The organism is Stenotrophomonas sp. pho, from assembly GCF_006228405.1.
Taxonomy (GTDB): Bacteria; Pseudomonadota; Gammaproteobacteria; order Xanthomonadales; family Xanthomonadaceae; genus Stenotrophomonas; species Stenotrophomonas sepilia.
The window spans coordinates 3383816-3410176 of record NZ_CP029759.1 but is presented as its reverse complement, the minus strand read 5'-3'; the positions used below and the strand labels follow the sequence as shown (position 1 = coordinate 3410176).

Sequence of the window (26361 nt, the reverse complement as noted above, 5' to 3'; positions counted from 1 at the left end):
ACAGCCCCTCGTGGCTGGCTGCTTGGCCGAGTAAAGCAAAAGCCGCGCTTGGCCGGGCGGGGTGGGTTCGCGGGGACGCCGTGAACCCGTCCCTGGGGGCTTAGCCGCGGCATCCATGCCGCGGACACCCCGCGAACCCACCCCGCCCGGCCTCTGACAGTTCCCGTGTGCGTCCAGCCACGGAAAAGAAAAAGAAAATCAAAAGCGGGTCGCGCCCTGCGCGCACTCGTTGTGGGGTCGGATCCGTTTTCCGCAGGAAAACGGCTCCGACCCCTTCTTGTTTCCGTTCGACCCACCGCTTCTGAATCAGTCGAGCAAGCGCGACGCCACGAAGCACGTCCATCCGTCACCGGGAAACTGTCGAAGGCGGGGCGGGAGGGGCAGGCAGGACCGTTGGCGCCATGGATGGCGCCATCGAGCCCCCATGGACGGGTTTACGGCGTGTCCTGCCTGCCCCTCCCGCCCCGCCAAACACGCAGCAACCCAGAGCCATGAACCACGCTGTTGCTGTTGCTTTTGCCTGCGCTCTGGCTTGAAACGGGTGCCGGGCAGCGCCCTGCCGGGTATCCTTTCCCTCTGATGTCCGACCTTGTCCATGCCAGCCGCGAAGCCCTCAGCGAAGGCGGCGCGCTCGCCTCGCATCTGGATGCCTTCGTCCCGCGTCCGGCACAGCTGCACCTGACCGCTGCCATTGCCGATGCGCTGCAGCAGCGGGACCTGCTGCTGGCCGAGGCCGGTACCGGCACCGGCAAGACCTTCGCCTATCTGGTGCCGGTGCTGCTGTCCGGGCTGCGCACCATCATCTCCACCGGTACCCGCGCGCTGCAGGACCAGCTCTACCACCGCGATCTGCCGCGCGTGCGCCAGGCGCTGGGCGTCGGCCTGCGCAGCGCGCTGCTGAAGGGGCGCGCGAACTACCTGTGCCGCTATCGACTGCAGCAGGCGCGGGGCGAGCCGCGGTTTTCCAGTCCCGAACAGGCCGCGCAGTTCCAGCGCATCCTGGCGTGGTCCGGCCGCTCGGAGTTCGGTGACATCGCCGAGCTGGAGGGCCTGGCCGATGACTCGCCGCTGCTGCCAATGGTCACCTCCACTGTCGACAATTGTCTGGGCACCGATTGCCCATTCTGGGACGACTGCTTCGTGGTGCGCGCACGGCAGCGTGCGCAGGCCGCCGACGTGGTGGTGGTCAACCACCACCTGCTGCTGGCCGATCTGGCACTGAAACAGGACGGCTTCGGCGAGTTGCTGCCGGGGGCGCAGGCCTTTGTCATCGACGAGGCACACCAGCTGCCCGAACTGGCAGCGCAGTTCTTCGGCGAAGGTTTCGGCATGCGCCCATGGCAGGAACTGGGTCGCGACTGCCTGGCTGAAGCGCGCGGCGTAGGGGGCGCACAATCGGCGCTGCAGGAGCCGGTCGACCAGTTGCAACAGGCGTTGCTGGCGTTGCGTTCGGCGATGGAGGGGCTGCCGCCGCGTGGTACGCAGTGGCGTGCGCTGGCCATGCCACAGGTCCGCGACGGCTTCGATACGGTGATGGCCGGCCTGGTGGCACTGGAGCAGGGCCTTCAGCCGCTGCGCGAATCGGCGGCGGGTCTGGACGCCTGCCATGCGCGGCGCGCGAGGCGGTGTCGCGGTTGCAGCGCTGGCTGGGCGATGATGAACCCACCCTGGATTTCGATACCGATCCGGCGGACCACGCCAGTGCCGCCGATGTGCTCTGGTACGAGCTCACGCCGCGGGGTTTCCGCTGCCAGCGCACGCCGATGGATGTGTCCGGCCCGCTGCGCGAGCATCGCGAGCGCAGCCGCGCGGCATGGATCTTCACCTCGGCCACGCTGACCGTGGGCAATGGATTCGACCACATCGCCACGCGCTTGGGCCTGGACGATCCGCATACCCTGGTCCAGCCGAGTCCGTTCAACTGGCCCGAGCAGGCGTTGTGCTACCTGCCGGAAGGCCTGCCTGATCCGGCCGCACGGGGCTTCGGAACCGCGCTGATCCAGACCCTTCGGCCGGTGCTGCAGGCATCGCAGGGCAGGGCATTCCTGTTGTTCGCCTCGCACCGTGCATTGCGCGAGGCCGCCGAGGCACTGCGCGACGGGCCATGGCCGTTGTTCGTGCAGGGTGAGGCACCGCGCGCGACGCTGCTGCAGCGCTTCCGTGAATCGGGCAATGGCGTGCTGCTGGGCTCGGCCAGTTTCCGCGAGGGCGTGGACGTGGTCGGCGAAGCGCTGAGCGTGGTGATGATCGACAAGCTGCCGTTCGCGGCACCGGACGATCCGGTGTACGAGGCACGCCTGGAGGCGATCCGCAGCCAGGGCGGCAATCCGTTCCGCGACGAACAGTTGCCGCAGGCGGTGATCGCACTGAAGCAGGGTGTCGGTCGCCTGATCCGCAGCGAAAGCGACCGTGGCGTGCTGGTCCTGTGCGATCCGCGCCTGCTCAACCGTGGCTATGGCCGGGTCTTCCTGGATTCACTGCCACCCTTCCGCCGCACCCGCAGCCTGGCCGATGTGCAGGCCTTCTTTACGCCACAATGGGGGCCCGTGGCTGATGATCCGGCTGATCCGGCTGACCCGGCCGCTGTCGCGCCGGGCCCGGAGCCGGCTCCCGGTGCCACGTTCCCCCTGTTCTGACCTGATCTGATGAAACTGCTCGCCTTTGAAACCGCCACCGAAGCCTGCTCCGTTGCACTGCATGTCGATGGGCAGGTGCTGGAACGCTTCGAGATCGCCCCGCGCCGGCATGCCGACCTGAGCCTGCCATGGGCCGAGGCGCTGCTCGCCGAAGCCGGCATCGGCCGTCGCCAGCTCGACGGCATCGCGCTCAGTCGCGGCCCGGGGGCGTTCACCGGTGTGCGCCTGGCGATCGCCATCGCCCAGGGCATCGCGTTGGCGTTGGACCGCCCGCTACTGCCGGTTTCGACGCTGCAGGTGCTGGCGCTGCGGGCACCGGTGGAAGAAACGCAGATCCTGTCGGCAATCGATGCCCGGATGGGTGAACTCTACGTCGCGCGCTTCGAACGCGTCGACGGCCTGCCGGTCGCGCGCGATGCCGAGCGCGTCTGCGCGCCCTCCGTGGTGACGTTGCCGGAAGGAATGTCGGCCTACGGTGTCGGTACCGGTTTCGGCGCGGGCGACGGCGCGCTGGTGGCACAGTTGGGCAGTGGCCTGCGCGGTTTTGATGCCGCGGCATTGCCGCGGGCGTCGGACGTGCTGGCACTGGCGGTGCCGGCGTTCGCGCGTGGCGAGGCGATCGCACCGGAGAAGGTCGAGCCGGCGTACCTGCGCGACAACGTGGCATTGACCCTGGTCGAGCAGCAGGCCGCGCGCGAGGCGAAGGCGAAGGCCAACGGCTGAGCCCCTCGTGGCGGGGTTGGTTGATCGCATAAACCAAAAGCCGCGCTTGGCCGGGCGGGGTGGGTTCGCGGGGGACGCCGTGAACCCCCAGTCCGGCCCAGCCGCTGGCGGCTGGGCGTTCGGGCGCTTGCGAAGCAATGCTTCGCAAGCGAAGCGCCCTCACCCATGGGGGCTTGGCCGCGGCATCCATGGTGCGGATACCCCCGCGAACCCAACCCGCCCGACCTCTGACAGTTTCCGTGTGCGTCCGCCACGGAAAATCAAAAGAAAATCAAAGTCAAAAGCGGATCGCTTCGCTCGCATCCACGCGTGGCGTGGATGTGTGTCGACCAAGGTCGACACCTACCCAAGCAATGGTGCGCCGTGATCTGTCAGAGGCGGGGCGGTGTCGGGCGGCGGGGTATCCGCGGCATGGATGCCGCGGCTAAGCCTACACGGACGTACTTGCGGCGTCCCCGCCGCCCGACACCGCCTCGCCACGCTTCAGTACACCAACCGCCGCTGTTGCTGTTGCTGTTGCCGTTGCTCTAGCCTTTCAGCGGGTCCCGGGCCGCAGGCCCGGGCAACAAACCCCTACCGGTCGTCGTGCAGGGTGCCACCCGGCAGGAACACCCAGGTACGGGTGACCTGCAGGATGTCGATCTCGTCCTCGGTCTTCGGCAGCGGCGGGAACGGCTGCGCCAGCTGCACCACCCGCAGCGCCGCCTCATCCAGCAACGGCGTCCCGCTTGAACGCAGGATCCGGCTGCTTTCCACGCTGCCATCGCGGCGCACGCCGACGCTGATCACCACCTGGCCGCCGAGCCGGCGCTGCCGGGCCTCGTCCGGGTAGTTCAGGTTGCCGACGCGCTCGGCGCGGTCGACCCAGGCGCGCAGGTAATTGGCGTAGGCATATTCGCGCGTGCTGGCCGACACGAACTTGCGGTTCGGGCGCTTGGCGTACTGCGCCGAGCGCAGATGCACCTCGGCCGCCAGCCGCGCCATCTCGGCATCACGCTGCTCGCGCGCGCTCAGCGGCGCATCCGGCTCAGGCTGTTCCGGCGTTGGACGGGACTGCGCCTGCGCCACGGTGTCCTCCCCATTGCGGCTGCTGACCACCCGTGCCTGCGGCGGCGGAACCGGCGCGGCCGATTGCTGTTGCTGGGGAACCGGGCTGAGTCCGGATTGCGCCTGCGGCACGATGCCGGCCTGGTTGTCGCGCGGACGCTGTGCGCGGTCGTGCTCGCCACCGCCTTCCTGGTTGGCGGCGGCCAGGAAATCAGCCTGCTTTGGCGTCAGTGCGGTGCGCGTCTGGCTGAAGATCACTTCCAGCGTCGGCACCAGCGGAGCATCGCCTTTCACGGCGAAGCCCACGCCCAGGATCAGCAGGGCGTGGACCAGCACCGACAGTGCGATGGTGGCCCCCAGCCGTTGCGCTTCGCGTGGCGGCGGGGGCAGAACGGCAGGTGCGGACGGCATCAGCGCAGGCCGGCCTCGAGCGCGTCGAACAGGGTGCCGGCAATGTTCAGGCCGTACTGCGCGTCGAGCTCGCGCACGCAGGTCGGGCTGGTCACGTTGACCTCGGTCAGGTAATCGCCGATCACGTCCAGGCCGACGAAGCGCATGCCACGACGCTTCATCTCCGGGCCGACCTGGCCGGCGATCCAGCGGTCACGCTCGCTCAACGGGCGCCCTTCGCCACGGCCCCCGGCCGCCAGGTTGCCGCGGAACTCGTCACCCTGGGGAATGCGCGCCAGGCAGTAATCGACCGGTTCGCCGTCGACCAGCAGGATGCGCTTGTCGCCGGCGCTGATGTCGGGAATGAACTTCTGGGCCAGCGCCAGCTTGCGGCCGCCGTCGGTCAGTGTCTCCAGGATCACGTTCAGGTTCGGATCGCCCTGGCCGCTGCGGAAAATCGAGCGGCCGCCCATGCCGTCCAGCGGCTTCAGCACGGCCTGGCCGTGTTCGAGGGCGAAGGCCTTCAGCGCCTTGGCATCGCGGCTGACCAGGGTCGGCGGGCAGCACTGCGGGAACAGCAGGGCAGCCAGCTTCTCGTTGTAGTCGCGCAGGCCCTGCGGGTTGTTGACCACGCAGGCACCGGCAGCGGCGGCCACGTCCAGCACCTGGGTGTCGTAGATGTACTCGGCGTCGACCGGCGGGTCCTTGCGCATCAGCACGATCTGGCCGGGTCCGAACTCGGTACGGCTGAACTCACCCAGCTCATACCAGCCGGCCGGGTCGTCGCGCACCTGCAGCGGCGCGGTCTGGGCCACCGCCACGCCACCTTCCAGGGCCAGTCCGCCCGGCCGCACGTAGTGCAGGGCATGGCCGCGGCGCTGGGCTTCCAGCAGCATGGCGAAGGTGGTGTCCTTGGCGATCTTGATGTGGGCGATGGGGTCCATCACCACGATGACGTTCAACGGCATGGTCGCACCTGTCAGGCAAGGCGTTGATGGTAGCGGCAACGCCGGTCGCGCGCCTCCCTGCCATACTGCAACGCAGCGTCCGCCCGGCGGTCGCGCACTCATTGCGAAACCCGTCACGTTCAGGAGGGGGCCATGCCCCGCGCCGTGGGGCGGCCTTGAAGCGGGCGCGGAAAGTGCGATATAGATACGCTTTCGCAGCGGCCCCCGCCAGAGATCGGGCCGTGCGCTTGGGGATAGGCAATGACTGAAAACACGACTGCGGGCGGGGAACTCGCAGGACTCCGGGTGATGGTCATCGATGATTCGAAGACCATCCGCAGGACTGCGGAAACGCTGCTCAAGCGCGAAGGCTGCGAGGTGGTCACCGCCACCGACGGCTTCGAAGCGCTTGCCAAGATCGCAGACCAGCAACCGCAGATCATCTTCGTCGACATCATGATGCCGCGCCTGGACGGGTACCAGACCTGCGCGCTGATCAAGGGCAACCAGCTGTTCAAAGCGACCCCGGTCATCATGCTGTCGTCCAAGGATGGCCTGTTCGACAAGGCGCGGGGACGCATCGTCGGCTCGGAGCAGTACCTGACGAAGCCTTTTACGCGTGAAGAACTGCTGGGTGCCATCCGCACATACGTCAACGCCTGACCAGGGGGGAAAGGCACAATGGCTCGTATCGTTCTGATCGAGGATTCACCGACCGACCGCGCGGTGTTCACCCAGTGGCTGCGCCGTGCCGGCCACGAAGTGCTGGAAGCGGACAACGCCGAGGATGGCCTGCAGCTGGTCCGCGACCAGGTGCCGCAGCTGGTGCTGATGGACGTGGTCCTGCCCGGCATGAGTGGCTTCCAGGCGACCCGTGCGATGGCCCGTGATGCGGCGATCAAGCACATCCCGGTGATCATCGTCAGCACCAAGGCGATGGAAACCGACAAGGCCTGGGGCCTGCGCCAGGGCGCCGCCGATTACATCGTCAAGCCGCCGCGCGAGGATGAACTGATCGCGCGGATCAACGAACTGGTGGCCTGATGCGCTCGCCCTTCGACATCCTTGAAGCCTATGAACGGCGCAGCCTGGCCCATGCGGTGCAGCTGCCCGGGAAGCAGTTTGCCCAGGACCTGTGGCGTGGCGTGGGTTTCCGCGTCGGCCAGCGCCGGCTGGTGTCCGATTTCCGCGAAGTGGTGGAAATCGTACCGATGCCGCCGGTGACCCCGGTGCCCTGTGCGCAGCCCTGGCTGCTGGGCGTGGGCAACCTGCGCGGCAACCTGTTCCCGGTGGTCGACCTGAAGTACTTCCTGGAAGGCACGCGCACCGTGCAGCAGGAAGGCCAGCGCGTGCTGATCATGCGCCAGGCCGGCGGCGACGTCGCACTGACCATCGATGAACTGTTCGGCCAGCGCAGCTTCGAGCTGGACCAGCAGATCGAAGCGGGCACGTTGGCCGATGGCCGCTACGGGCATTTCGTCGATCGTGCTTTCCATGCCGACGGCCATGACTGGGGCGTGTTCTCGCTCTCGCTGCTGTCGCGCACCCCTGAATTCCGGCAAGCCGCGGCCTGAGGCCGGGCATCGCCCCCTGCATTGAAGATCGAGGTTGAACGATGAGTACTGCTTCGGACGCCACCAAGACCGGCAAGCTGCGGCTGGGCGGCAGCAACCTCTGGCTGTTCCTGCTGCTGGCATCGATGATCCTGTTCGGCGTCAACACCGGCGTCGCCACCTGGCAGGGCAGCCGCCTTGCCGACGCCGGCTCCAAGGCCGCCGACCTGCAGGTGCTGTCGCAGCAGCTGGCCAACCAGGGACGTGACGCGGTCGGCGGCAACGCCCAGGCCTTCACCGCCTTCAAGGCCACCCGCAACGCGATCGAGCAGAACGTGTCGACCCTGCAGGGACGCTACGGCAAGGAGCCGGGCGTAGCCGGTGCCATCGCCACCCTCGGCGAGACCTGGGCGCCGCTGGGCAAGCAGGCCGGGCAGCTGGTGGCCAGCGAACCGGCCGTGCTGGCGCTGGCCGGCAACGCGAACAACTTCACCGGCGCAGTGCCGGGCCTGCAGGCCCAGCTGAACGAGCTGGTGCGTGCGATGTCCGCTTCCGGCGCGCCCTCGTCGCAGGTGTACAGCGCGCTGCAGCAGGTCGTGGTGGCCGGTTCGATGGCCCGCCGCGTGACCGAAATGCGTGCCGGTGGCAGCGCCGCGGCGACCTCCGGCGATGCGCTGGCACGTGACATCACCGTGTTCTCGCAGGTGCTCGACGGCCTGCGCAACGGCAACGAGGAACTGGGCATCACCGCCGTGCGCGGTGCCGCCGCCGTGGCCGCGCTGGAACAGTCGCAGCAGAAGTGGGAAGCGATGAAGCAGGACGCCGACGCGATCCTGGCCAGCTCGCGCCAGCTGTTTGCGGCGCAATCCGCTGCCACCGCGCTGGGCCAGGGTTCGGCCCACATGCTGGATGACAGCCGCAAGTTGTTCGACGCGTTCTCCTCGTTCGGCTCGGTATCCGACACCCGCCTGTTCCCGAACTTCTGGATCGGCGTGGTGTCCGGTGCGCTGTCGCTGATCGCGATCATCGGCTTCGTCTCCACCAACGTGCGCAGCCGCTCGCGCGAGCAGGAACTGCGCTACCAGACCCAGGTGGAATTCAACAGCCGCAACCAGCAGGCGATCATGCGGCTGCTGGACGAAATCTCCTCGCTCGGCGAGGGCGACCTGACGGTGAAGGCCTCGGTGACCGAGGACATGACCGGCGCGATCGCCGACGCGATCAACTACGCGGTGGACGAGCTGCGCCACCTGGTGACCACCATCAACGACACCTCGGCCAAGGTCGCGATGTCCACCCAGGAAACCCAGGCCACCGCCATGCAGCTGGCAGAGGCCGCGGGGCACCAGGCCAACCAGATCACCTCGGCTTCGGACCGCATCGGGGAGATCGCGGCGAGCATCGAGCAGGTGTCGCGCAACTCGGCCGAGTCGGCCGACGTGGCACAGCGCTCGGTGGTGATCGCTGCCGAAGGTGCCGGCGTGGTGCGCGAGACCATCCAGGGCATGGACCAGATCCGTGACCAGATCCAGGAAACCTCCAAGCGCATCAAGCGCCTGGGCGAGTCGTCGCAGGAAATCGGCTCGATCGTGGAACTGATCAACGACATTTCCGAGCAGACCAACATCCTGGCGTTGAACGCGGCGGTGCAGGCCGCGTCGGCCGGTGAAGCGGGCCGCGGTTTCGCGGTCGTGGCCGACGAAGTGCAGCGCCTGGCAGAACGCACCTCGGGTGCGACCCGACGCATCGAAAACCTGGTCCAGGCCATTCAGGCCGACACCAATGAAGCGGTCACCTCGATGGAGCAGACCACGGCCGAAGTGGTGTCTGGTGCACGCCTGGCCGAGGACGCCGGTACCGCGCTGACCGAGATCGAACGCGTGTCAAACGCGCTGAATACCCTCATCAAGAACATCTCCATCGCCGCCCAGCAGCAGTCGGCCGCCGCCTCGGACATCACACGCACCATGGGCGTGATCCGGCAGATCACCGGGCAAACCTCGCAGGGTGCCGGACAGACCGCCGAGTCGATCGGCCACCTCGCGCAGCTGGCGGCGGACCTGCGCCGTTCGGTCGCCGACTTCAAGCTGCCGGCGTGACACGGGCAGGGCGGCGAGCAAGGAACCAGTCGATGAAGCATTTCCATTCCCCACGCCAGAACTCGCGCGGCCACCGCGCGGCGGCGAACGGAGCGCGTCCATGAGCAGTCTGCGCGATGCGATGAGCCACGCAGCGCTGGGCTGGGTCAAGCCCGAGCTGGACGAGACCCTGCGCCAGGTGCGCAACGAGGTCGAGTACTACGCCGAAGACCCGACCGATGCCAGCCGCATGCGCATCTGCGCCGGCTACCTGCACCAGGTGCAGGGCACCCTGCGCATGGTCGAGCTGTATGCCCCGGCGATGGTGGCCGAAGAGCTGGAGCAGCTGGCCAACGCCATCGGCGCCGGCCGCGTGGCCGACCGTGATGAAGCCTGCGCAACCCTGATGCGTGGCAGCGTGCTGCTGCCCGACTATCTGGAACGCCTGCAGAACGGCCATCGCGACATTCCGATCGTGCTGATGCCGCTGCTCAACGAGATCCGTGCGTCGCGCGGCGAAGAAGGCGTCACTGACAGTGTGCTGCTGGCCTTTGCGCCGGACAGCGTCACCGCCACCGAGGCCGAGCTGGACCATGCCCGTGGCAGCCTGAGCGGGCGTAATCGCGAGCTGCTCGACACGGTCGGCAGCGCGGTGAAGGAAGAACTGCTGCGCATCAAGGATGCGCTTGACCTGCACCTGCGCACAGGTGGTGCGCCGGAACAGCTGCAGACCCAGGCCAACGAGCTCGGCGCCGTGGCCGATACGCTGGGCATGATGGGCCTGGGCGTGGCCCGCGGCGTGGTCGTGCAGCAGCGCGATGCGCTGCGCGGCGTGGTCGAAGGTCGCCAGCAGATCGACGAGAACCTGCTGCTGGATATTGCCGGTGCACTGCTGTACGTCGATGCCTCGCTGGACGACCAGGTTGCCCATCTGGGCGCCGGCGGCAGTGGCGAGGACGACCCGAGCGCGGTCGAGAACCGGCGAACGGTGGAGGTGCTGGCGCATGAAGCCATCGCCAACTTCGCCGCTGCCCGCGAGCATTTCGTCGCCTTCATCGAAACCAGCTGGAACCATGCCGAGCTGCAGGATGTGCCACGCCTGCTGGGCGATGTTTCCGGCGCGCTGCGCATGCTCGACCTGGGTACCGCCGCCGATTACCTGCGCGGCGTGCAGCAGTACATCGAGGCCGAACTGATCGGCCGCCAGCGCGTGCCCAGCGGCCGCCAACTGGACACCCTGGCCGATGCCATGGCCAGCCTGGAGTACTACCTGGAAGCCCTGCGCGACCGCCGCCCGGGCCGAGAGGACATCCTCGAAATCACCCGCAGCAGCCTCGAGGCACTGCGCTACTGGCCGCTGCCGGAGCACAATGCCGTTGCGCCGGACGCGCCGGCACTGCTGCCGGTCGAACGTGAGCCGGTTGCGTTGCAGGCCGAGCCCCTGCAGCCGGAGCGCATCGAGGTTCCGGTGCAGCCTGCGGCGCCCGCTGCCGGCGACGTGCCGGTGCCACTGCCGGACTTCACCTTCGATCCGCCGCCGGCCTCGCCGGCGCCGATGGTGTCCGACAACCGCCTGATGTTCGGCGCGCTGGGCACCGTGGCAGCCGTGGCCGCCAGCACGGCTGATACCGGTGCTTCGCCGTTGCCGACGCACGACGATGCGGACGCATCGCTGGTCTTCGCGGCGTCCAGCGCACCTGCGCCGGATGTCCCGCAGTGGGAGCTGGCGCCGTTCCATCCGGAGGCCGACGCCATCGTGCCTGCCGATGACGAGCGCAGCCCGACCTTCGCCAGTTTCGATCCGGTCAGCTTCGAGCTGGCCGAGGGTGATCACTCCGGTGCGCCGCAGTGGTCGCTGTCCGGGGCGCCGCAGATGCTTGAGGAAAGCGCAGCGCCTGTGATCGATGAGAGGACGGACGCGGTGGATTCCTCCGCGACCGCTTTCGATGCTGCACCGGTGTTCGACCCGGTGGCGGCCGAACAGGATGCGGCTGCCGTGGCCGACGACGTGGTGTTCCGCTTCGATGCCGACGCGCTGGACAACGCTGACGACGTGCTGTCGCTGCATGCGATGGAAACGCTGTCGCTGGACGATGACGCCGCGTTGCATCCGTCGCTGGAGATCGTCGATGCCGTCGTTCCGCCGCTGGCCGGGGTGGATGAGGCCCCGGATGACCTGCCGGTACCGTCGATCACGTCGCCGTTGATCGATGCGGCGGCTCCTGCGGCGGATACGTCCGCTCCGGCCGTGTCGGTGATCGATATCGACACCATCGCGCCGATCGATTTCAGCGAGGCCGACGCCCAGTTCTTCGCCGAGTTGAGTGCGGCCGCTGCCGGCTTCAATCCACAGGCGATGGCCGCTGCGGCAGCGCCGGAGGCGGTGGATTCGGCCGTTGCCGGGACCGACGCCGACACCAATGCGGGCTTCGACGCCGGTTTCGACGACGATGCCGAGAACATCGACGAGGACATCCGCGAGGTGTTCCTGGAAGAGTTCGACGATGAGCTGGCCAATCTCGGCACGCTGCTGCCGGCATGGCGCATGCAGCCGGACAACATGGACCGGCTGCGCCCGATCCGCCGCATCTTCCATACCCTCAAGGGCAGTGGCCGCCTGGTCGGCGCACGCACCCTGGGTGAGTTCGCGTGGAAGATCGAAGGCATGCTCAACCGCGTGCTGGATGGTAGCCGCGCCCCATCTCCCGCCGTGCTGGCGATGGTCGACAACGCGCATGCGGCGCTGCCGCAGCTGAACGCGGCGCTGCGCCATGGCCACCGCATCAGCGTCGACCTGCAGGCCATGCAGGCCATCGCCGATCGTGTCGGTGCAGGCGAGGAGACCTACTACGTACCCCTGCCTGGGGCCACTGCATCGGTTGCACCGGTGGCCGAAGTCGAGGGCGAAGACGAGATCATCCGCATTCTCGACGCCGAGGTTGCCGCTTCGGCGCTGGCCGATACCGCCGAGAAGGCCGAAGCCACCGGCACGCCGGCCAACATCGACAGCGTGCTGCGCGAGATTCTCGAGGCCGAGGTGGAAGTCCATCAGGCCACCCTGCAGGACTGGCTGCGTTCGGCGCAGCAGGCACCGCAGCCGGTCAGCGACGCACTCCTGCGCGCAGTGCACACCATGAACGGCGCCTTCGCGATGACCGAAGTGCCCGAGATCACGGCTGTAACCGGCGGTGCCGAGTCCTACATCAAGCGTGCACTGGCCGCCGAAGTGGTGCCGGGTGATGAGGGCGTGGCCGCGCTGGATGCGACCGCGCAGGCGATCACCGCCACCATGGAAGCGCTGCAGGCCGAACAGCCGCGTATCGCACCGCAACAGGTACTGGCACAGCGCCTGCAGGCGCTGGCCAGCGAGTTGCCGGAAGCGCGCTGGCCGATGGTGGGCCTGGAGGACGACGAAGCTGAGCTGGCGCTGGATGACGAACCGACGGCGGAATGGGATGCGGACGCCCCGGCAGCCGTCGCGCCTGAAACCGATGCGGTCCCGCTTTCGTCCGTCGCGGCGGAGCAGGAACCACAGGCAGTTGCCGATGTCGCCGAAACCCCGGTCGAGGATGCCGCGATCGAGGGCGAGGGCGGGCTGGAGGTCGGTGAGCTGACCGCCAGCGACGATCTTTCGCGCTACTTCGATGCCGGATGGCCGTCGGTACCGGGTGAGGGAGCGGCGTCGCTACCGGTGGTCGAATCGATCCAGGAGGCCGACGACGTTCCGGGCGTTGAGGTAGACGGTGTCCAGGCGCAGGCCGAATGCGCGCCGCTGTTGGCCGACGATGCCGGTTTGACCGTCGTGGACGATCTGTCGCCGTACCTGGATGCCAGTGCGCTGCCGGTCGACGACCGCGATGCCGAAGAGATTCCGGATGCTGTCGAAGCCGTCGCATCTGACCTGAATGCGTCCTCGTTCGATCACGTGCACGTCGCGGACGCTGAGGCATTCGAGACGCCTGCTGCACTGCCACTCGACAGCGAGCTGTCGAGCCTGCAGGATGAAATGGCTGCGCCGGGGTTTGCAGAACCGGTCTCGCTGGACGCCGCGCTCGAGGCCGGCCTGCACGTGATCGACGAAGAGCAGCCCCTGGCCGACGACGGGCAAAGGTCCGTGCTCGGCCTGCAGGCCAGCGAACTCGCGCCGGGCGAGGCGGAAGCCTTTGCCGAGGATGCGGACGTCGGCGGGGAGGCGGCGATCGGTGAAGGAGAGAGCGCCGATCAGCCGTCCCCGGCGACGGTGAATGAGGAGATCGCGGAGGCCGCGACGCCGGCCACCGCCGAACCGGTGCGGTTCTTCGAACTGGAAGACGCGCCGGGCCAGGTGGAAGTCCACGCCGAAGCTGCCGATGCCGATGCCGATGCCGTATCGGATGCCCCGGCCGTTGGCGCGCCTGACGCCGACGTGGTTGAAACCGTGGCACCCGACGTCCTTGACATCCCGGTGCCGGAAGACAGCGCCGATACGCTCGACTTCAGCGTCTACGATCGCGAGCTGGTCGACATCTTCGTCGAGGAAGGCAAGGACCTGCTCGACCACTGTGATGGCCTGATCAGCGAGCTGCGCGATGCGCCGCAGGACCGCGAGGTGCTGGCCGGCCTGCAGCGTGACCTGCATACCCTGAAGGGTGGCGCACGCATGGCCGGCATCAACGCCATCGGCGATCTTGGCCACAGCATCGAATCGTTGCTGGAAGCCGTCGCCGCTGGTCGCACCGAGATCGAACGCCGCGATGTGCAGTTGCTGGAGCGCGGATTTGATCGGCTGCACCAGCTGCTCACCCGCACCGGCGACCACCGCGTGGTGGAACCGGCGCAGGACCTGGTCGACGCGTTCGAAGTGCGTACCACCACCGATATCGCTGCGGCGGCTGCTGCAGCCGCAGCCGCAGCCAACGTGGCGAGCGTCGCAGAAGCCACTTCGGCACCGGTTGCCAGTCCGGCATCGGCACCGGCACTGCTTGATGCGCCACTGTCGGCACCGCTGCCGGCCGAAGGCGTGGTCGATGAAGATCCGCTGGCACGCCCGCAGCAGGAACAGGTGCGCGTGCGCGCGGATCTGCTCGACCGCCTGGTCAACCATGCCGGTGAAGTGGCGATCTACCGCTCGCGCCTCGAGCAGCAGCTCGGCGCGTTCCGTGGTGCGATGGGCGAGCTGGAGCGCACCAATGCGCGACTGCGCGACCAGCTGCGCCGGCTCGACCTGGAAACCGAAGCGCAGATCGTCGCCCGCTACCAGCGTGAGCAGGACCAGGCAGACCAGAAGTTCGATCCGCTGGAGCTGGACCGCTTCTCCACGCTGCAGCAGCTCAGCCGTGCGCTGAACGAATCGGCGGCCGACCTTGGCGGCCTGCAAGGGGTACTGGACGATCTGTCGCGCCAGTACGATTCGCTGCTGCAACAACAGTCGCGCGTCAGCTCCGAGCTGCAGGACGGCCTGATGCGCGCGCGCATGGTGCCGTTCGATGGCCTGGTGCCGCGCCTGCGCCGCGTGGTCCGCCAGTCCGGCATGGATACCGGCAAGCAGGTCCACCTGACCCTGGAAGGTACCCACGGGGAACTGGACCGCAATGTTCTCGATCGCATGGTCGCGCCGCTGGAACACATGCTGCGCAACTCCGTGGCGCATGGCCTGGAAGCGCCGGAACAGCGCCGCGCCGCCGGCAAGCCGGAGGAGGGCGAGATCGCCATCCGCCTGCACCGCGAAGGCTCGGAAATCGTGCTGGAAGTGGCCGACGACGGCGCCGGCCTGGACCGCGAGGCGATCCGCCGCCGCGCCATCGACCGTGGCCTGCTGGCTGCCGATGCCCAGCCGAACGAGCAGGAACTGGACAACCTGATCTTCGCCTCTGGTTTCACCACCGCTGACCAGGTCAGCCAGCTGGCCGGCCGTGGCGTGGGCATGGACGTGGTGCGCAACGAAGTGCGCCAGCTGGGCGGTTCGGTCGATATCCAGTCGGTGCGCGGCCAGGGCGTGCGCTTCACCCTGCGCCTGCCGCAGACGCTGGCCGTCACCCAGGCGGTGTTCGTGCAGATCGGCGAGACCACCTTCGCCGTGCCGGTGGCCTCGGTCAGCGGTATCGGCCGCCTGTCGCGCGAACGTTTCGAGGCCGCCGACAGCAGCTACCGCTACAGCGGCGAAGACTATCCGTTGTATGACCTCGGCAGCCTGGTCGGGCAGGCCCCGGCGCGTGCCGATGGCCAGGACCAGGTGCCGCTGTTGCTGGTCCGCGCCGGCGACCTGCGTGCAGCCGTGGCGATCGATCAGGTGCTGGGCAACCGCGAAATCGTGGTCAAGCCGGTGGGCCTGCAGATCGCATCGGTACCGGGCATCTACGGTGCCACCATCACCGGCGATGGCCGCGTGGTGGTGATCCTGGACGTCGCGCCGCTGGTGCGCCGCTTCCTGGCCAATCCGACGGCACCGGTGCTGGCCAATGCGCCGCGCGACGAACGCCAGGTGCCGCTGGTGATGGTGGTCGATGACTCGCTGACCATGCGCAAGGTGACCGGTCGCATCCTCGAACGCCACAACTTCGAAGTCAGTGTCGCCCGCGATGGCGTGGAAGCACTGGAGCGGTTGGAAGAGCGCGTGCCGGACCTGATGTTGCTGGACATCGAGATGCCGCGCATGGACGGCTACGAGCTGGCCACTGTGATGCGTGCCGATCCGCGCTACAGGGATGTGCCGATCGTGATGATCACCTCGCGCAGCGGCGACAAGCACCGCCAGCGTGCCTTCGAGATCGGTGTCCAGCGTTATCTGGGCAAGCCGTACCAGGAACTGGACCTGATGCGTAACGTGTACGACCTGCTGGGGATCGCCCGTGTCCGTGAGTGAAACCCATCCGGCCCCGGCCGTCGCCCTGCTGGCCCGCCCCGGTACGGCGCGTGAACGCCTGCGCGAGGCGCTGGCGCATGCCGATGTACAGCTGGTCCTGGAAGATGATCCGAACGGCCTGGAGCCGCAGGTCCTGCAGGCCGCGGCCCCGCAGTTCGTGGTGATCGCGCTGGAAGCTGCCATCGAGGACGCACTGGAACGGTTGGAATCCGTGCTCTCGGCACCGGGGCTGACCCTGGTGTTCGATGAGGCTGAGCTGGCCGCCCGCCGCGACGGCTGGGAGGCGCAACGCTGGGGGCGCCACCTGGCCGCCAAGCTGCACGGCCACCAGCAGGTGTTGCCGCCGGGCGCCGAAGAAGAGCCCAGCCTGCAGCTGGAGCCTGGCCATCCGGCGCCCGCGCCGGCGCCGCAGGAAGAAGCCCTGCGCCCGCACCTGGAACAGGCGCTGAGCTGGGCCGATGACGTTCCGGCCGACGGCCTGTATTCGCCACCGGCAGACCTGCACGAACCGATCGCGCTGGAGCAGGCCCTGGCGGCGCTGCAGCCGGTCGTGCCCGAGCCTCTGGATCCGCCTTCGGCGCCGCAGGCACTGGCCGAACCGGCGACGCCTGCGACACCGCCGGTCTCCTTCGATCACACCGCCTGGTCGCTGGTGGAAGAATCGATCGAAGCACCCGTATCGGCAGAAGCCGTGGCGCCGGTCGTCGCGCCGCAGCCCTCGTTCGATACCGATCATTTGAGCCTGGTCGATCTGGATGCCGTCGCCCCGGCCGGTGCGCGTGCCGCATCGCTGCTGGTGCTGGCCGGCATCGGTGGCCCGGATGCGTTGCGTCGCCTGCTCGGCGCACTGCCCGCGTCGTTGAGTGTGCCGGTCCTGGTGCACATGCGTCTGGATGGTGGCCGCTACGGCAACCTGGTCAAGCAGATGTCCCGCGTTTCGCCGTTGCCGGTGCAGCTGGCCGAGGCCGGCCAGCACGCGGTGCCGGGCGAGGTGCACGTGCTGGCCGATGATATCGGCGTGCGCGCGGCCAGCGATGGCCTGCATTTCCAGAGCGATGCCAACGGTATTTCGCTCGCTTCGCTGCCGGCCGAACACACCGCGCTGGTGCTGCTCAGCGGTGCCGACCTGGCCCACGTAGGCCCGGCGCTGGACCTGGCGGCCGCCGGTGCGTGGGTGGCCGGGCAGGTGGGCGAGGGCTGCTATGACCCGGCGGCGGCCACCGCCGTGGTGGCTGCCGGCATGGTGGCCGGTGAACCGCAGGAACTGGCGCAGGCGATTGCCGCGCGCTGGGGTGAGCAGGACGACAACGGAGACGCACCATGAGCTACGCCAGCAATGACGAAATCCGCGGCGTCCTGATCCAGGCCGGCAACGAGCGCGTGCTGCTGCCCAATGCCACCGTGGCCGAAATGATGTCGCGCGTGCCGGTGCAGCCGGTCTCCGATGCGCCGCGCTGGCTGGTCGGCGAGATCGGCTGGCACGGCTGGCAGGTGCCGCTGGTGTCGTTCGCACGCCTTTCGGGGCTCGGCGAAGAGACGGTGGCCGGCCACAACAAGGTGGTGGTGCTGAAGTCCCTCAGCGGCAACGTGCAGCGCCCGTACTACGCGCTGCTGACGCAGAACTTCCCGCAGCTGATCTCGGTGCCGCGCGACGGCCTGCTGGCCGACGCCTCCGAAGAAACCCTGCCGCAGACCGTGCACATGCGCGTGCTGCTGGGTGAGCAGAGTGCGCTGCTGCCGAACCTGGACGCGTTGGAAGCGGCGCTGGATTCGCTCGCCGCCTGATCCACCAGACCGGTAGTGCCGGCCGCTGGCCGGCAACCTCATGATCCCGTGGATGCCGGCCAGCGGCCGGCACTACCACGAACCTGTCTTATCCCAGGTCGCCCAACCGCGCCTGCAACGCCGCGATCGCGGCCAGTCCGGCCGTTTCCGTGCGCAGGATCCGCGGGCCCAGCTGCAGTCCCTGGAACCCGGCCGCTGCCAGCTGGTCGCGGTCGCGCGGGGACCAGCCTCCTTCCGGGCCGATCGCAAGCACGAGGCCCCCTGCCGGAGCGGCCGTCAGCGTCGACAGGCGATGTGCGCCCCGCGGGTCCAGGGTCAGCCGCAGCGTATCGGCCGGCAGTACCGCCGCAGCCTGCGCCAGCGACAGCGGCGAACCCACCTGCGGGATGCGCGCACGCCCGGACTGGCCGCAGGCCGACGTCACCACGTTGTTCCAGTGCGCCACGCGCTTCTCGGCCCGTGCTGGATCGAGCTTCACCTCGGTGCGCTCGGCGTTGACCGGAATGATCGCCGCCACGCCCAGTTCGGTGGCCTTCTGCAGGATCAGGTCCATCTTCTCGCCACGGGCGATGCCCTGCAGCAGGGTGATCGCCAGCGGTGATTCATTGTCGATGGCCTGCACAGCATCGATGCGGACCTGTACCTCGCGCTTGCCGGCCACGGTCAGTGTCGCGCTGTAGTCGTTGCCATCGCCGTTGAACAGCACGCACGTATCGCCCTCGCGCAGGCGCATCACCCGCACCAGGTGGTTGGCCGTCTCTTCCGGCAGGGTCACGGTCTGGCCGCTGTGCAGCGCCAGGTCGATGGGGCAGCGGGTCACGCGCATGCAATCGCCTCGTCGATGGCCGCCAGCGTGGTGTGTGCCAGCAGCTCCAGTTGTTCGTCATCCACGCAATAGGGTGGCATCCAGTACAGCACGTCGCCCAGCGGGCGCAGCACCACGCCGCGCTTGAGGGCGGCCTTGTAAGCGTGCAGGCCCAGCCGCAGGCCCGGATCGAAAGGCGTGCGCCTGTTGCCGTCGCGCGACAGCTCGAACGCCACCACCATGCCGGCCTGGCGCACGTCGGCCACGTGCGGATGGTCGGAAAATGGCGCCGCCAGCGTGCCCATCACCGACGCGATGCCCCGGTTGCGGGCGATCACATCGTCGTCGCGGAAGATGTCCAGCGTCGCCAGTGCTGCCGCGCAGGCCAGCGGATTGCCGGTGTAGCTGTGCGAATGCAGGAAGGCGCGCTCGCGCGAGTCGTCGAGGAAGGCGTCGTACAGCGCCTGCGTGGACAGCACGGCGGCCAGCGGCAGGAAGCCGCCGGTCAGGCCCTTGGAAAGGCACATCAGGTCCGGCATCACCCCTGCCTGCTCGCAGGCGAACAGGGTGCCGGTGCGGCCGAATCCGGTGGCGATCTCGTCGGCGATCATGAACGCGCCATGGGCATCGCACAGTTCGCGCACGCGCTGCAGATAGACCGGGTCATGCATGCGCATGCCGCCGGCACACTGCAGGCGCGGTTCCAGGATCACCGCGCAGATCTCGCCCGGATGCTGGTCGAACAGCGTGGCCAAGCCGTCGGCAGCCTGCCGTGCGCGATCTGCCGCGCTCTGGCCCGGTTCGGCCAGGTAGGCATCGGGCGATGGCGCGAACAGGCCTTCGGCCAGCAGCGGTGCATAGACGCGGCGATACAGCGGAATATCGCCCAGCGCCAGCGCACCCAGGGTCTCGCCGTGGTAGCCGTTTTCCAGCGCGATGAAGCGCGTGCGCCGTGGCTCGCCGCGGTTCTGGAAATACTGGAAGGCCATCTTCAGCGCCACTTCCACGCCGGCCGAGCCGTTGTCGGCGTAGAACACTTTGGCCAACGGCGCGCGGCCGGGCTGGCGTGGCGCCAGCGCCAGCAGGCGCTCGGCCAGGGTGATCGCCGGTTCGTGGCCGAAGCCCGCCAGCATCACCTGTTCCAGCTGCCCGGCCTGCGCCGCGATGGCGCCGCCGATGCGCGGCTCGGCATGGCCGAACAGGTTGGTCCACCAGCTGCTGACGGCGTCCAGGTAGCGGTGGCCGTCGTGGTCGATCAGCCATGCGCCTTCACCGCGGGCGATCGGCACCAGTGGCAGGGTGTCCGGATGCTCACGCATCTGCGTGCACGGGTGCCACAGCACCTGCAGGTCGCGTTGCCGCCAGTGCTGGGCCAGCGGGGAGGGGGTTGGGTCTGCTAGCATTTCGGGCTCATGAACATGTTGCTGCCTGCACATTCTATCGGCCCCGGCGCTGGCGCCGGCCGCCGCGGAGATTCCGCATGAACGATGACCGTGCCGGCCGTCGCTTGCCGATCATCCATCGGATCACCGATGAGGAGAACGGCCCCTTCCAGCGCCAGCATCTGGACCTGGAATTCTCCAACGGTGAACGTCGCCGGTTCGAGCGCCTGGTCAGCCGTGGCCACGGCGCGGTGGTGGTGGTGCCGATGCTCGACGATGAGACCGTGCTGCTGGTGCGTGAATACGCCGCCGGCATGCACCGCTACGAACTGGGCCTGGTCAAGGGCCGGATCGACGCCGGCGAAACCCCCGAGCAGGCCGCCGACCGCGAGCTGAAGGAAGAAGCCGGTTACGGTGCGCGCCGGGTCGACGTGCTGCGCGCAATGACCCTTGCCCCGACCTACATGAGCCACCAGTCGTGGCTGGTGGTGGCGCGCGACCTGTACCCGGAAAAGCTGGCCGGCGACGAGCCGGAAGAACTGGAAGTGGTGCCGTGGAAGCTGGCCGAACTGGACCAGCTGATGTTGCGCGAGGACTTCTCCGAGGGACGCTCGCTGGCGGCGCTGTTCATTGCCCGCCAGTGGCTGCAGGGAACGCGATGATCAAACTGACCACGGACCTGCGCGAGACCGCCATCGCCATCGCCCAGCAGGCCGGCCAAGCCATCATGCAGGTGTATGCCGATGGATTCGAGGTCCAGATCAAGGACGACAACAGCCCGGTCACCGCGGCCGACCTGGCGGCCAACCAGGTCATTGAGCTGGGCCTGCGGCAGCTGACACCGGACCTGCCGATCCTGTCCGAGGAATCGGCGCAGGTGGGCTGGGAGCAGCGCCGCCATTGGGGCGCTTACTGGCTGGTGGATCCGCTCGACGGTACCCGCGAGTTCGTCAAGCGCAACGGCGAATTCAGCGTCAACATCGCCTTGATCTACCAGGGCGCGCCGGCCTTTGGTGTGGTGCTGGCGCCGGTCACCGGCATCGTCTGGCATGCCATGCGCGGCGAGCTGGCCTATCGGCGGCAGGGCCTGCATGACACCGTGCTGCGCACCCGCACGCCGGCCACGGCTCCGCTGCGCGTTGCCGCCAGCCGCTCGCACCGCTCGCCGGAAACCGAGGCGCTGCTGGCGCGCATGGGCCGCATCGAGACCATCGCACAGGGCTCGTCACTGAAATTCTGCCGGATCGCCGAAGGCGGCCTGGATGTCTATCCGCGGCTGGGCCCGACCTCCGAATGGGATACCGCCGCCGGCCAGTGCGTGCTGCATGCCGCCGGCGGCGCGGTGCTGTCGGCGGCGACCGGCAAGCCGTTCCGCTACAACCGCCGCGAGACACTGTTGAACGGCGATTTCATTGCCCTTGGTGATACCAGCCTGCCATGGCGCGACTGGTTGTCCGACTGATCCTGGAGGCCCCATGAGCGCGCACGACACCCCCACCACCGGCAGCGCCGCAAGCAGCGAACTGGAGCGCCTGCTGGCGATCATGGCGCGGCTGCGTGACCCGCAGGGCGGCTGCCCGTGGGATCTGGAGCAGAACTTCGCGACCATCGCCCCCTACACCATCGAGGAAGCCTACGAAGTCGCCGATGCGATCGACCGGGGTGACCTGGACGATCTCTGCGACGAGCTCGGCGACCTGCTGCTGCAGGTGGTGTTCCACGCACGCATGGCCGAGGAGCAGGGCGCGTTTGCCTTCGCCGAGGTCGCCCGTGCGATCAGCGACAAGATGCAGCGCCGCCACCCGCACGTGTTCGCCGATGTCAGCGTGGACGATGCCGACGGGGTGACGCGCAACTGGGAGGCGATCAAGCGCGCCGAGCGTGCCGCCAAGGGCGAGCAGGACACCTCCGCACTGGCCGGTATCTCGCGCGGCCTGCCGGAATGGCAGCGGGCGGTGAAGCTGCAGTCGCGCGCGGCCAAGGTCGGATTCGACTGGCCGGGTCCGCTGCCGGTGCTGGACAAGGCCGCCGAGGAGCTGCAGGAGCTGCGCGAGGAGTTCGAACGTGGCGATGTCGCGGGCAACAAGGCGCGCCTGCAGGAAGAACTGGGCGACCTGCTGTTCGTCTGCGCGAACCTGGCGCGTCATGCCGATATCGATCTGGGCGCTGCACTGCGTGGTGCCAACCACAAGTTCGAGCGTCGCTTCCGCGCGATGGAAGCGCAGGCCGACGCACAGGGTGACGCGTTGGCCGAACTGGACCTGGATGCGCAGGAAGCACTGTGGCATCAGGCCAAGGCAGCAGAGAAGGCGTGAAAACGCTCGGCCTGTTCCTGCTGACCGCGCTGGCCGAGATCGTCGGCTGCTACCTGCCATGGTTGTGGCTGCGCAAGGGAGGCAGCGTCTGGCTGCTGCTGCCGGCGGCGGCCAGCCTGGCCGTGTTCGCCTGGCTGCTGACCCTGCACCCGACGGCCAGTGGACGGGTCTATGCCGCCTACGGTGGCGTCTACATCGGCACCGCGCTGTTCTGGCTGTGGCTGGTCGATGGCATTCGTCCCAGCCGCTGGGACCTGCTGGGCGCAGCGCTGTGCTTGGCCGGCATGGCGGTGATCATGTTCGGGCCGCGCACTTCATCAGTGTAGAGCCGAGCCATGCTCGGCTGCTCTTCCTTCCGGCCGCGCTGGCACGCGCAAGCCGAGCATGGCTCGGCTCTACAAGGGCAGCGCTGCCTTCCGGAAGGCGCATGATGTGGGCGACCCTGGTCCCCGGAGCCTGCTCATGTCCCGCTTCGCCAGCTTCCGCGAGTTCTATCCGTTCTATCTCAGCGAGCACCGCCACCCGGTATCGCGGCGGCTGCACTTCATCGGCAGTTGCGGGGTCCTGCTGCTGGTCGCCACTGCCTCGCTGCGCGGCCAGCCGCTGTTCCTGCTTGGCGCCCTGTTCTGCGGCTACGGGTTCGCCTGGGTCGGCCATTTTTTCTTCGAGAAGAACAGACCGGCGACGTTCCGCCATCCGCTGTACTCGTTCATGGGTGACTGGGTGATGTTCCTCGACATCCTGCGTGGGCGGGTGCGCCTGTAGCGGGCGGCTGCGGCGCCTTGCGGGCATTGCCTCGCCGGCAGAGGAAAGGGCGGGGCGGGTTGCACTTCCGCTTGCATGAACCGCTGCGCTGCGGCACGCCTGCGGGCGACCGATCTGGGATAATGGGGTTTCCTGTTTCCTCTGCTGCCGGACCCGGTCATGACCCAGAAGACGCTGCTCAACGATACCCACCGCGCCCTTGGCGCCAAGATGGTCGATTTCGGGGGTTGGGACATGCCCATCCACTACGGCTCGCAGCTGGACGAGCACCATCTGGTGCGCCGTGAGTCCGGCGTGTTCGACGTCAGCCACATGACGGTGGTCGACCTGCGCGGTGACCAGGTCAAGCCGTTCCTGCGCCGCCTGCTGGCCAACTCGGTCGACAAGCTGAAGGTGACCGGCAAGGCACTGTACTCGTGCATGCTGAATCCGCGCGGCGGCGTCATCGACGACCTGATCGTCTACTACCTGGGCGACGACTTCTTCCGCATGGTGGTCAATGCCTCTACCCGCGAGAAGGACCTGGCCTGGCTGCGCGAGCAGGCTGCGCCGTTCGGCGTCGCCGTCGAGCAGCGCCCGGACCTGGCCATCCTCGCCGTGCAGGGCCCGCAGGCGCGCGACATCGTGATCGGCCTGGCCCGCGAAGCCGACCGCGCAGCGTTGACCAAGCTGGGCCGCTTCGCCGCCCTGCAGGTGCAGTCCGATGACGGCGTCGAGCTGTTCGTCGCGCGCACCGGCTACACCGGTGAAGATGGTTTCGAGATCCTGCTTCCGCAGGACGCCGTGGTCGCCTTCTGGAACCGCCTGCTGGCGGCGGGCGTGAAGCCGGCCGGCCTTGGCGCGCGCGACACCCTGCGCCTGGAAGCTGGCATGAACCTGTACGGCCAGGACATGGACGAAGAGATCAGCCCGTACGAAGCGGCGCTGGCCTGGACCGTGTCGCTGGACGAAGGCCGCGACTTCATCGGCCGCGACGTGCTGGAGGCGCAGAAGAGCGCCGGCACCGCGCGCCAGATGATCGGTCTGGTGATGGACGAGAAGGGCGTGCTGCGCCACGGCCAGACGGTCACCACGGCCAGCGGCCAGGGCGAGATCCTGTCCGGCACCTTCTCGCCGACGCTGGCCAAGGGCATCGCCTTCGCCCGCGTGCCGGCCGGTGAACTCGGCGAGGTCACCGTCGACATCCGCGGCCGTCAGGTGCCGGTGCGGGTGGTCAAGTTCCCGTTCGTTCGGGAAGGCCAGGCGCAGCCCGGCGTGCTCACCGACGCCTGATCCGTACGTGCCGGTCGTCACTGACAGCAGTGGCGGCCGGTTGGTTACACTAGCCCCGTTTTTTCCACCCCTGCATATCTCTGGAGCAGTCCCATGAGCGAGATCCCCGGCGACCTCAAGTTCCTCAAGTCCCATGAGTGGGCCCGTGTCGAAGGCAATGGCCGCGTCACCGTCGGTATTTCCGACCACGCCCAGGGCCTGCTGGGTGACCTGGTCTACGTCGAACTGCCGGAAGTCGGCGCCGACGCCAAGGCTGGCGAGCAGATCGCCGTCGTCGAGTCGGTGAAGGCCGCCTCGGACGTCTACAGCCCGATCAGCGGCAAGGTCGTCGAGGTCAACTCGGCCCTGTCCGACAAGCCGGAAACCATCAACGAAGATGCCTACGGCGAAGGCTGGATGTTCGTGGTCGAACTGACCAACGCCGATGAGGTCAACGAGCTGCTGGACCCGGACGCGTACGCCGAAGCCCTGGAGAACGAAGACCACTGAGTCGTCGTTTCCGGATTCTGGAACGGCCACCTTCGGGTGGCCGTTTTTGTTTTGGCGACTGCACCGGACTCATGACGCGGGGTTCGCTGCGCACCCTCGGCGTGGCATCAGCCGACAGGCGAACGGTGCCGATGGGCGTGCGCAGTTTTGCGCAAATCCGCGTTTCAGCCCCGCGCCGACGCACTCGGATGTGAAAACTTTTCGCCCCCTGTTGCGGCGCTGTTGTGCTGGCGTTGGTGGCGGCGCCGGTGACCATCGACGTCGCACGCGCGATGCCGTTGCGAGTCTGTGTCTAGATGCGCGGAGTGCTTATTTCAAGTGCTTTTTGTTCAACGTATGCATCGATGCCGGTGCATGCAGCACGCTTGCGCGACGCTTCAACCGCCATGGCGGGCCGCGTAGAGCAGTGGCGCCGACGGCACTCGGAAAGGCGCGGATGTGAAAATTTTTCGCGGGGGTTGTTGACAGTAAAAAAAACCGTGATTAGGTTTCGCCTCAGCAGACCTTGCCTGCCCAACCGAGTGCGCAGAATCAATCGTCCGATGCGAAGCAGCCCCTTCAAGACCACCGCGACCCTGATGACGGTGGACACGGCCCCGCTTCCCCCGGAGAAATGCAAGGCACCTTCCGTTCCGATGTCCGCTCCGCCGATCGAGGCGGGCATCGCCGCATCCGTAACGGCGCGCTTGACGCGCCGGCGGCCCCCGCACGCAGCATCCGCGGGTTTGATCCAACTGGGCGTTTCAACTCCCTATCACTGACGAGGAGCCATCCCATGGCAACCAAGAAAGCTGCGAAGAAGAAGCCCGCCGCCAAGAAAGCGGTGAAGAAGGTCGCGAAGAAGGCCGCTGCCAAGAAGGCAGTGAAGAAGGTCGCGAAGAAGGCGACTGCCAAGAAGGCAGTGAAGAAGGCGGCGAAGAAGGTCGCCAAGAAGACCACTGCGAAGAAGGCAGTGAAGAAGGCGGCGAAGAAGGTCGCCAAGAAGTCCACTGCCAAGAAGGCCGTCAAGAAGACCGCGAAGAAGGCGGCCAAGAAGGCCACCAAGAAGACTGCCAAGAAGGCTACGGCCCGCAAGCCGGCCAAGAAGGTCGCAAAGAAGGCGACTGCCAAGAAGGCCGTCAAGAAGACCGCCAAGAAGGCAGTAAAGAAGACCGCGAAGAAGGCCACCAAGAAGGCTGCCCCGAAGAAGGCAGCGAAGAAGGTTGCCAAGCGCAAGCCGGCCGCCCGCAAGAAGAAGGCCGCTCCGGTCGCTCTGCCGGCAACCCCGGCGCCGCTGATCTAAGTACTTCCCGATAGCCGCATCCTGAAACCCCCTTCCCTGGCTGCCCAGCGG

General features: G+C 67.9%; 21 protein-coding genes and 1 pseudogene. 17 read left to right on the top strand and 5 right to left on the bottom strand.

Annotation, left to right across the window (positions count from 1 at the left end):
* Window positions 1–579: 579 nt before the first annotated feature.
* A pseudogene (gene yoaA, locus DL544_RS15990) lies at window positions 580–2636 on the top strand (DNA repair helicase YoaA).
* Window positions 2637–2645: 9 nt separating this feature from the next.
* Complete coding sequence (gene tsaB, locus DL544_RS15985; protein ID WP_053501251.1) at window positions 2646–3359, top strand: tRNA (adenosine(37)-N6)-threonylcarbamoyltransferase complex dimerization subunit type 1 TsaB; 714 nt, start codon at window positions 2646–2648, stop codon at window positions 3357–3359.
* Between the two features lie 573 nt (window positions 3360–3932).
* Here tsaB and DL544_RS15980 read toward each other — a convergent pair.
* Complete coding sequence (locus DL544_RS15980) at window positions 3933–4817, bottom strand: energy transducer TonB family protein (protein ID WP_065178182.1); 885 nt, start codon at window positions 4815–4817, stop codon at window positions 3933–3935.
* Complete coding sequence (gshB, locus tag DL544_RS15975) at window positions 4817–5764, bottom strand: glutathione synthase (protein ID WP_065196658.1); 948 nt, start codon at window positions 5762–5764, stop codon at window positions 4817–4819. The genes DL544_RS15980 and gshB overlap by 1 nt, the downstream gene beginning before the upstream one ends.
* Window positions 5765–6004: 240 nt before the next feature.
* On the opposite strand from gshB, the gene pilG reads away from it, so the two are divergent.
* The 7 genes from pilG (at window position 6005) to DL544_RS15940 (ending at window position 18000) form a co-directional block, all read left to right on the top strand.
* Window positions 6005–6406, top strand: coding sequence for a twitching motility response regulator PilG (pilG, locus tag DL544_RS15970; protein WP_005418455.1), 402 nt, complete (start codon window positions 6005–6007; stop codon window positions 6404–6406).
* Between the two features lie 18 nt (window positions 6407–6424).
* A complete protein-coding gene (locus DL544_RS15965) occupies window positions 6425–6787 on the top strand; it encodes a response regulator (protein ID WP_005410717.1) in 363 nt (120 codons plus the stop codon).
* Complete coding sequence (locus tag DL544_RS15960; RefSeq protein ID WP_065178184.1) at window positions 6787–7317, top strand: chemotaxis protein CheW; 531 nt, start codon at window positions 6787–6789, stop codon at window positions 7315–7317. The genes DL544_RS15965 and DL544_RS15960 overlap by 1 nt, the downstream gene beginning before the upstream one ends.
* Before the next feature lie 41 nt (window positions 7318–7358).
* Window positions 7359–9395, top strand: coding sequence for a methyl-accepting chemotaxis protein (locus DL544_RS15955; protein ID WP_049415562.1), 2037 nt, complete (start codon window positions 7359–7361; stop codon window positions 9393–9395).
* Window positions 9396–9495: 100 nt separating this feature from the next.
* A complete protein-coding gene (locus DL544_RS15950; RefSeq protein ID WP_139727523.1) occupies window positions 9496–16215 on the top strand; it encodes an Hpt domain-containing protein in 6720 nt (2239 codons plus the stop codon).
* Window positions 16202–17539, top strand: coding sequence for a chemotaxis protein CheB (locus DL544_RS15945; protein ID WP_095379270.1), 1338 nt, complete (start codon window positions 16202–16204; stop codon window positions 17537–17539). Before DL544_RS15950 ends, DL544_RS15945 begins: the two co-directional genes overlap by 14 nt.
* A complete protein-coding gene (locus DL544_RS15940) occupies window positions 17536–18000 on the top strand; it encodes a chemotaxis protein CheW (RefSeq protein WP_065178187.1) in 465 nt (154 codons plus the stop codon). Before DL544_RS15945 ends, DL544_RS15940 begins: the two co-directional genes overlap by 4 nt.
* 88 nt (window positions 18001–18088) lie before the next feature.
* Here the strand turns inward: DL544_RS15940 and DL544_RS15935 are convergent, their stop codons facing one another.
* Both DL544_RS15935 and bioA read right to left on the bottom strand, forming a co-directional pair.
* On the bottom strand, window positions 18089–18826 hold the full coding sequence (locus DL544_RS15935; RefSeq protein ID WP_065178188.1) for a 16S rRNA (uracil(1498)-N(3))-methyltransferase: 738 nt from the start codon (window positions 18824–18826) through the stop codon (window positions 18089–18091).
* A complete protein-coding gene (bioA, locus tag DL544_RS15930; protein WP_065185422.1) occupies window positions 18817–20208 on the bottom strand; it encodes an adenosylmethionine--8-amino-7-oxononanoate transaminase in 1392 nt (463 codons plus the stop codon). Before bioA ends, DL544_RS15935 begins: the two co-directional genes overlap by 10 nt.
* A gap of 77 nt (window positions 20209–20285) precedes the next feature.
* Here bioA and nudE point away from each other — a divergent pair, with 77 nt between their 5' ends.
* The 7 genes from nudE to gcvH all read left to right on the top strand — a co-directional run bounded on the left by nudE (window position 20286) and on the right by gcvH (window position 25028).
* Window positions 20286–20849 (top strand): ADP compounds hydrolase NudE, encoded by a 564-nt coding sequence (gene nudE, locus DL544_RS15925; protein ID WP_005418435.1) that lies wholly within the window; start codon window positions 20286–20288, stop codon window positions 20847–20849.
* Entirely contained in the window at window positions 20846–21649 is an 804-nt protein-coding gene (cysQ, locus tag DL544_RS15920) for a 3'(2'),5'-bisphosphate nucleotidase CysQ (RefSeq protein WP_053499520.1), read from the top strand. Before nudE ends, cysQ begins: the two co-directional genes overlap by 4 nt.
* Window positions 21650–21662: 13 nt before the next feature.
* The gene (gene mazG, locus DL544_RS15915) at window positions 21663–22502 is read left to right on the top strand and encodes a nucleoside triphosphate pyrophosphohydrolase (protein ID WP_065185423.1); all 840 of its coding nucleotides are present in this window, start codon (window positions 21663–21665) and stop codon (window positions 22500–22502) included.
* Window positions 22499–22828 carry a YnfA family protein gene (locus tag DL544_RS15910; protein WP_053499515.1) on the top strand — a complete coding sequence of 110 codons (330 nt, stop codon included), beginning with the start codon at window positions 22499–22501 and terminating at the stop codon, window positions 22826–22828. The genes mazG and DL544_RS15910 overlap by 4 nt, the downstream gene beginning before the upstream one ends.
* 136 nt (window positions 22829–22964) lie before the next feature.
* Window positions 22965–23267: an Mpo1-like protein gene (locus tag DL544_RS15905; protein WP_065178192.1), complete on the top strand. Its 303-nt coding sequence runs from the start codon at window positions 22965–22967 to the stop codon at window positions 23265–23267.
* Between the two features lie 159 nt (window positions 23268–23426).
* Window positions 23427–24539: a glycine cleavage system aminomethyltransferase GcvT gene (gene gcvT, locus DL544_RS15900; RefSeq protein ID WP_005418427.1), complete on the top strand. Its 1113-nt coding sequence runs from the start codon at window positions 23427–23429 to the stop codon at window positions 24537–24539.
* Window positions 24540–24632: 93 nt separating this feature from the next.
* A complete protein-coding gene (gene gcvH / locus DL544_RS15895) occupies window positions 24633–25028 on the top strand; it encodes a glycine cleavage system protein GcvH (RefSeq protein WP_005418426.1) in 396 nt (131 codons plus the stop codon).
* Between the two features lie 292 nt (window positions 25029–25320).
* Here the strand turns inward: gcvH and DL544_RS15890 are convergent, their stop codons facing one another.
* Entirely contained in the window at window positions 25321–25692 is a 372-nt protein-coding gene (locus DL544_RS15890; RefSeq protein WP_139727521.1) for a hypothetical protein, read from the bottom strand.
* A gap of 111 nt (window positions 25693–25803) precedes the next feature.
* On the opposite strand from DL544_RS15890, the gene DL544_RS15885 reads away from it, so the two are divergent.
* The gene (locus DL544_RS15885) at window positions 25804–26310 is read left to right on the top strand and encodes a hypothetical protein (protein WP_032954412.1); all 507 of its coding nucleotides are present in this window, start codon (window positions 25804–25806) and stop codon (window positions 26308–26310) included.
* Window positions 26311–26361: the final 51 nt, after the last annotated feature.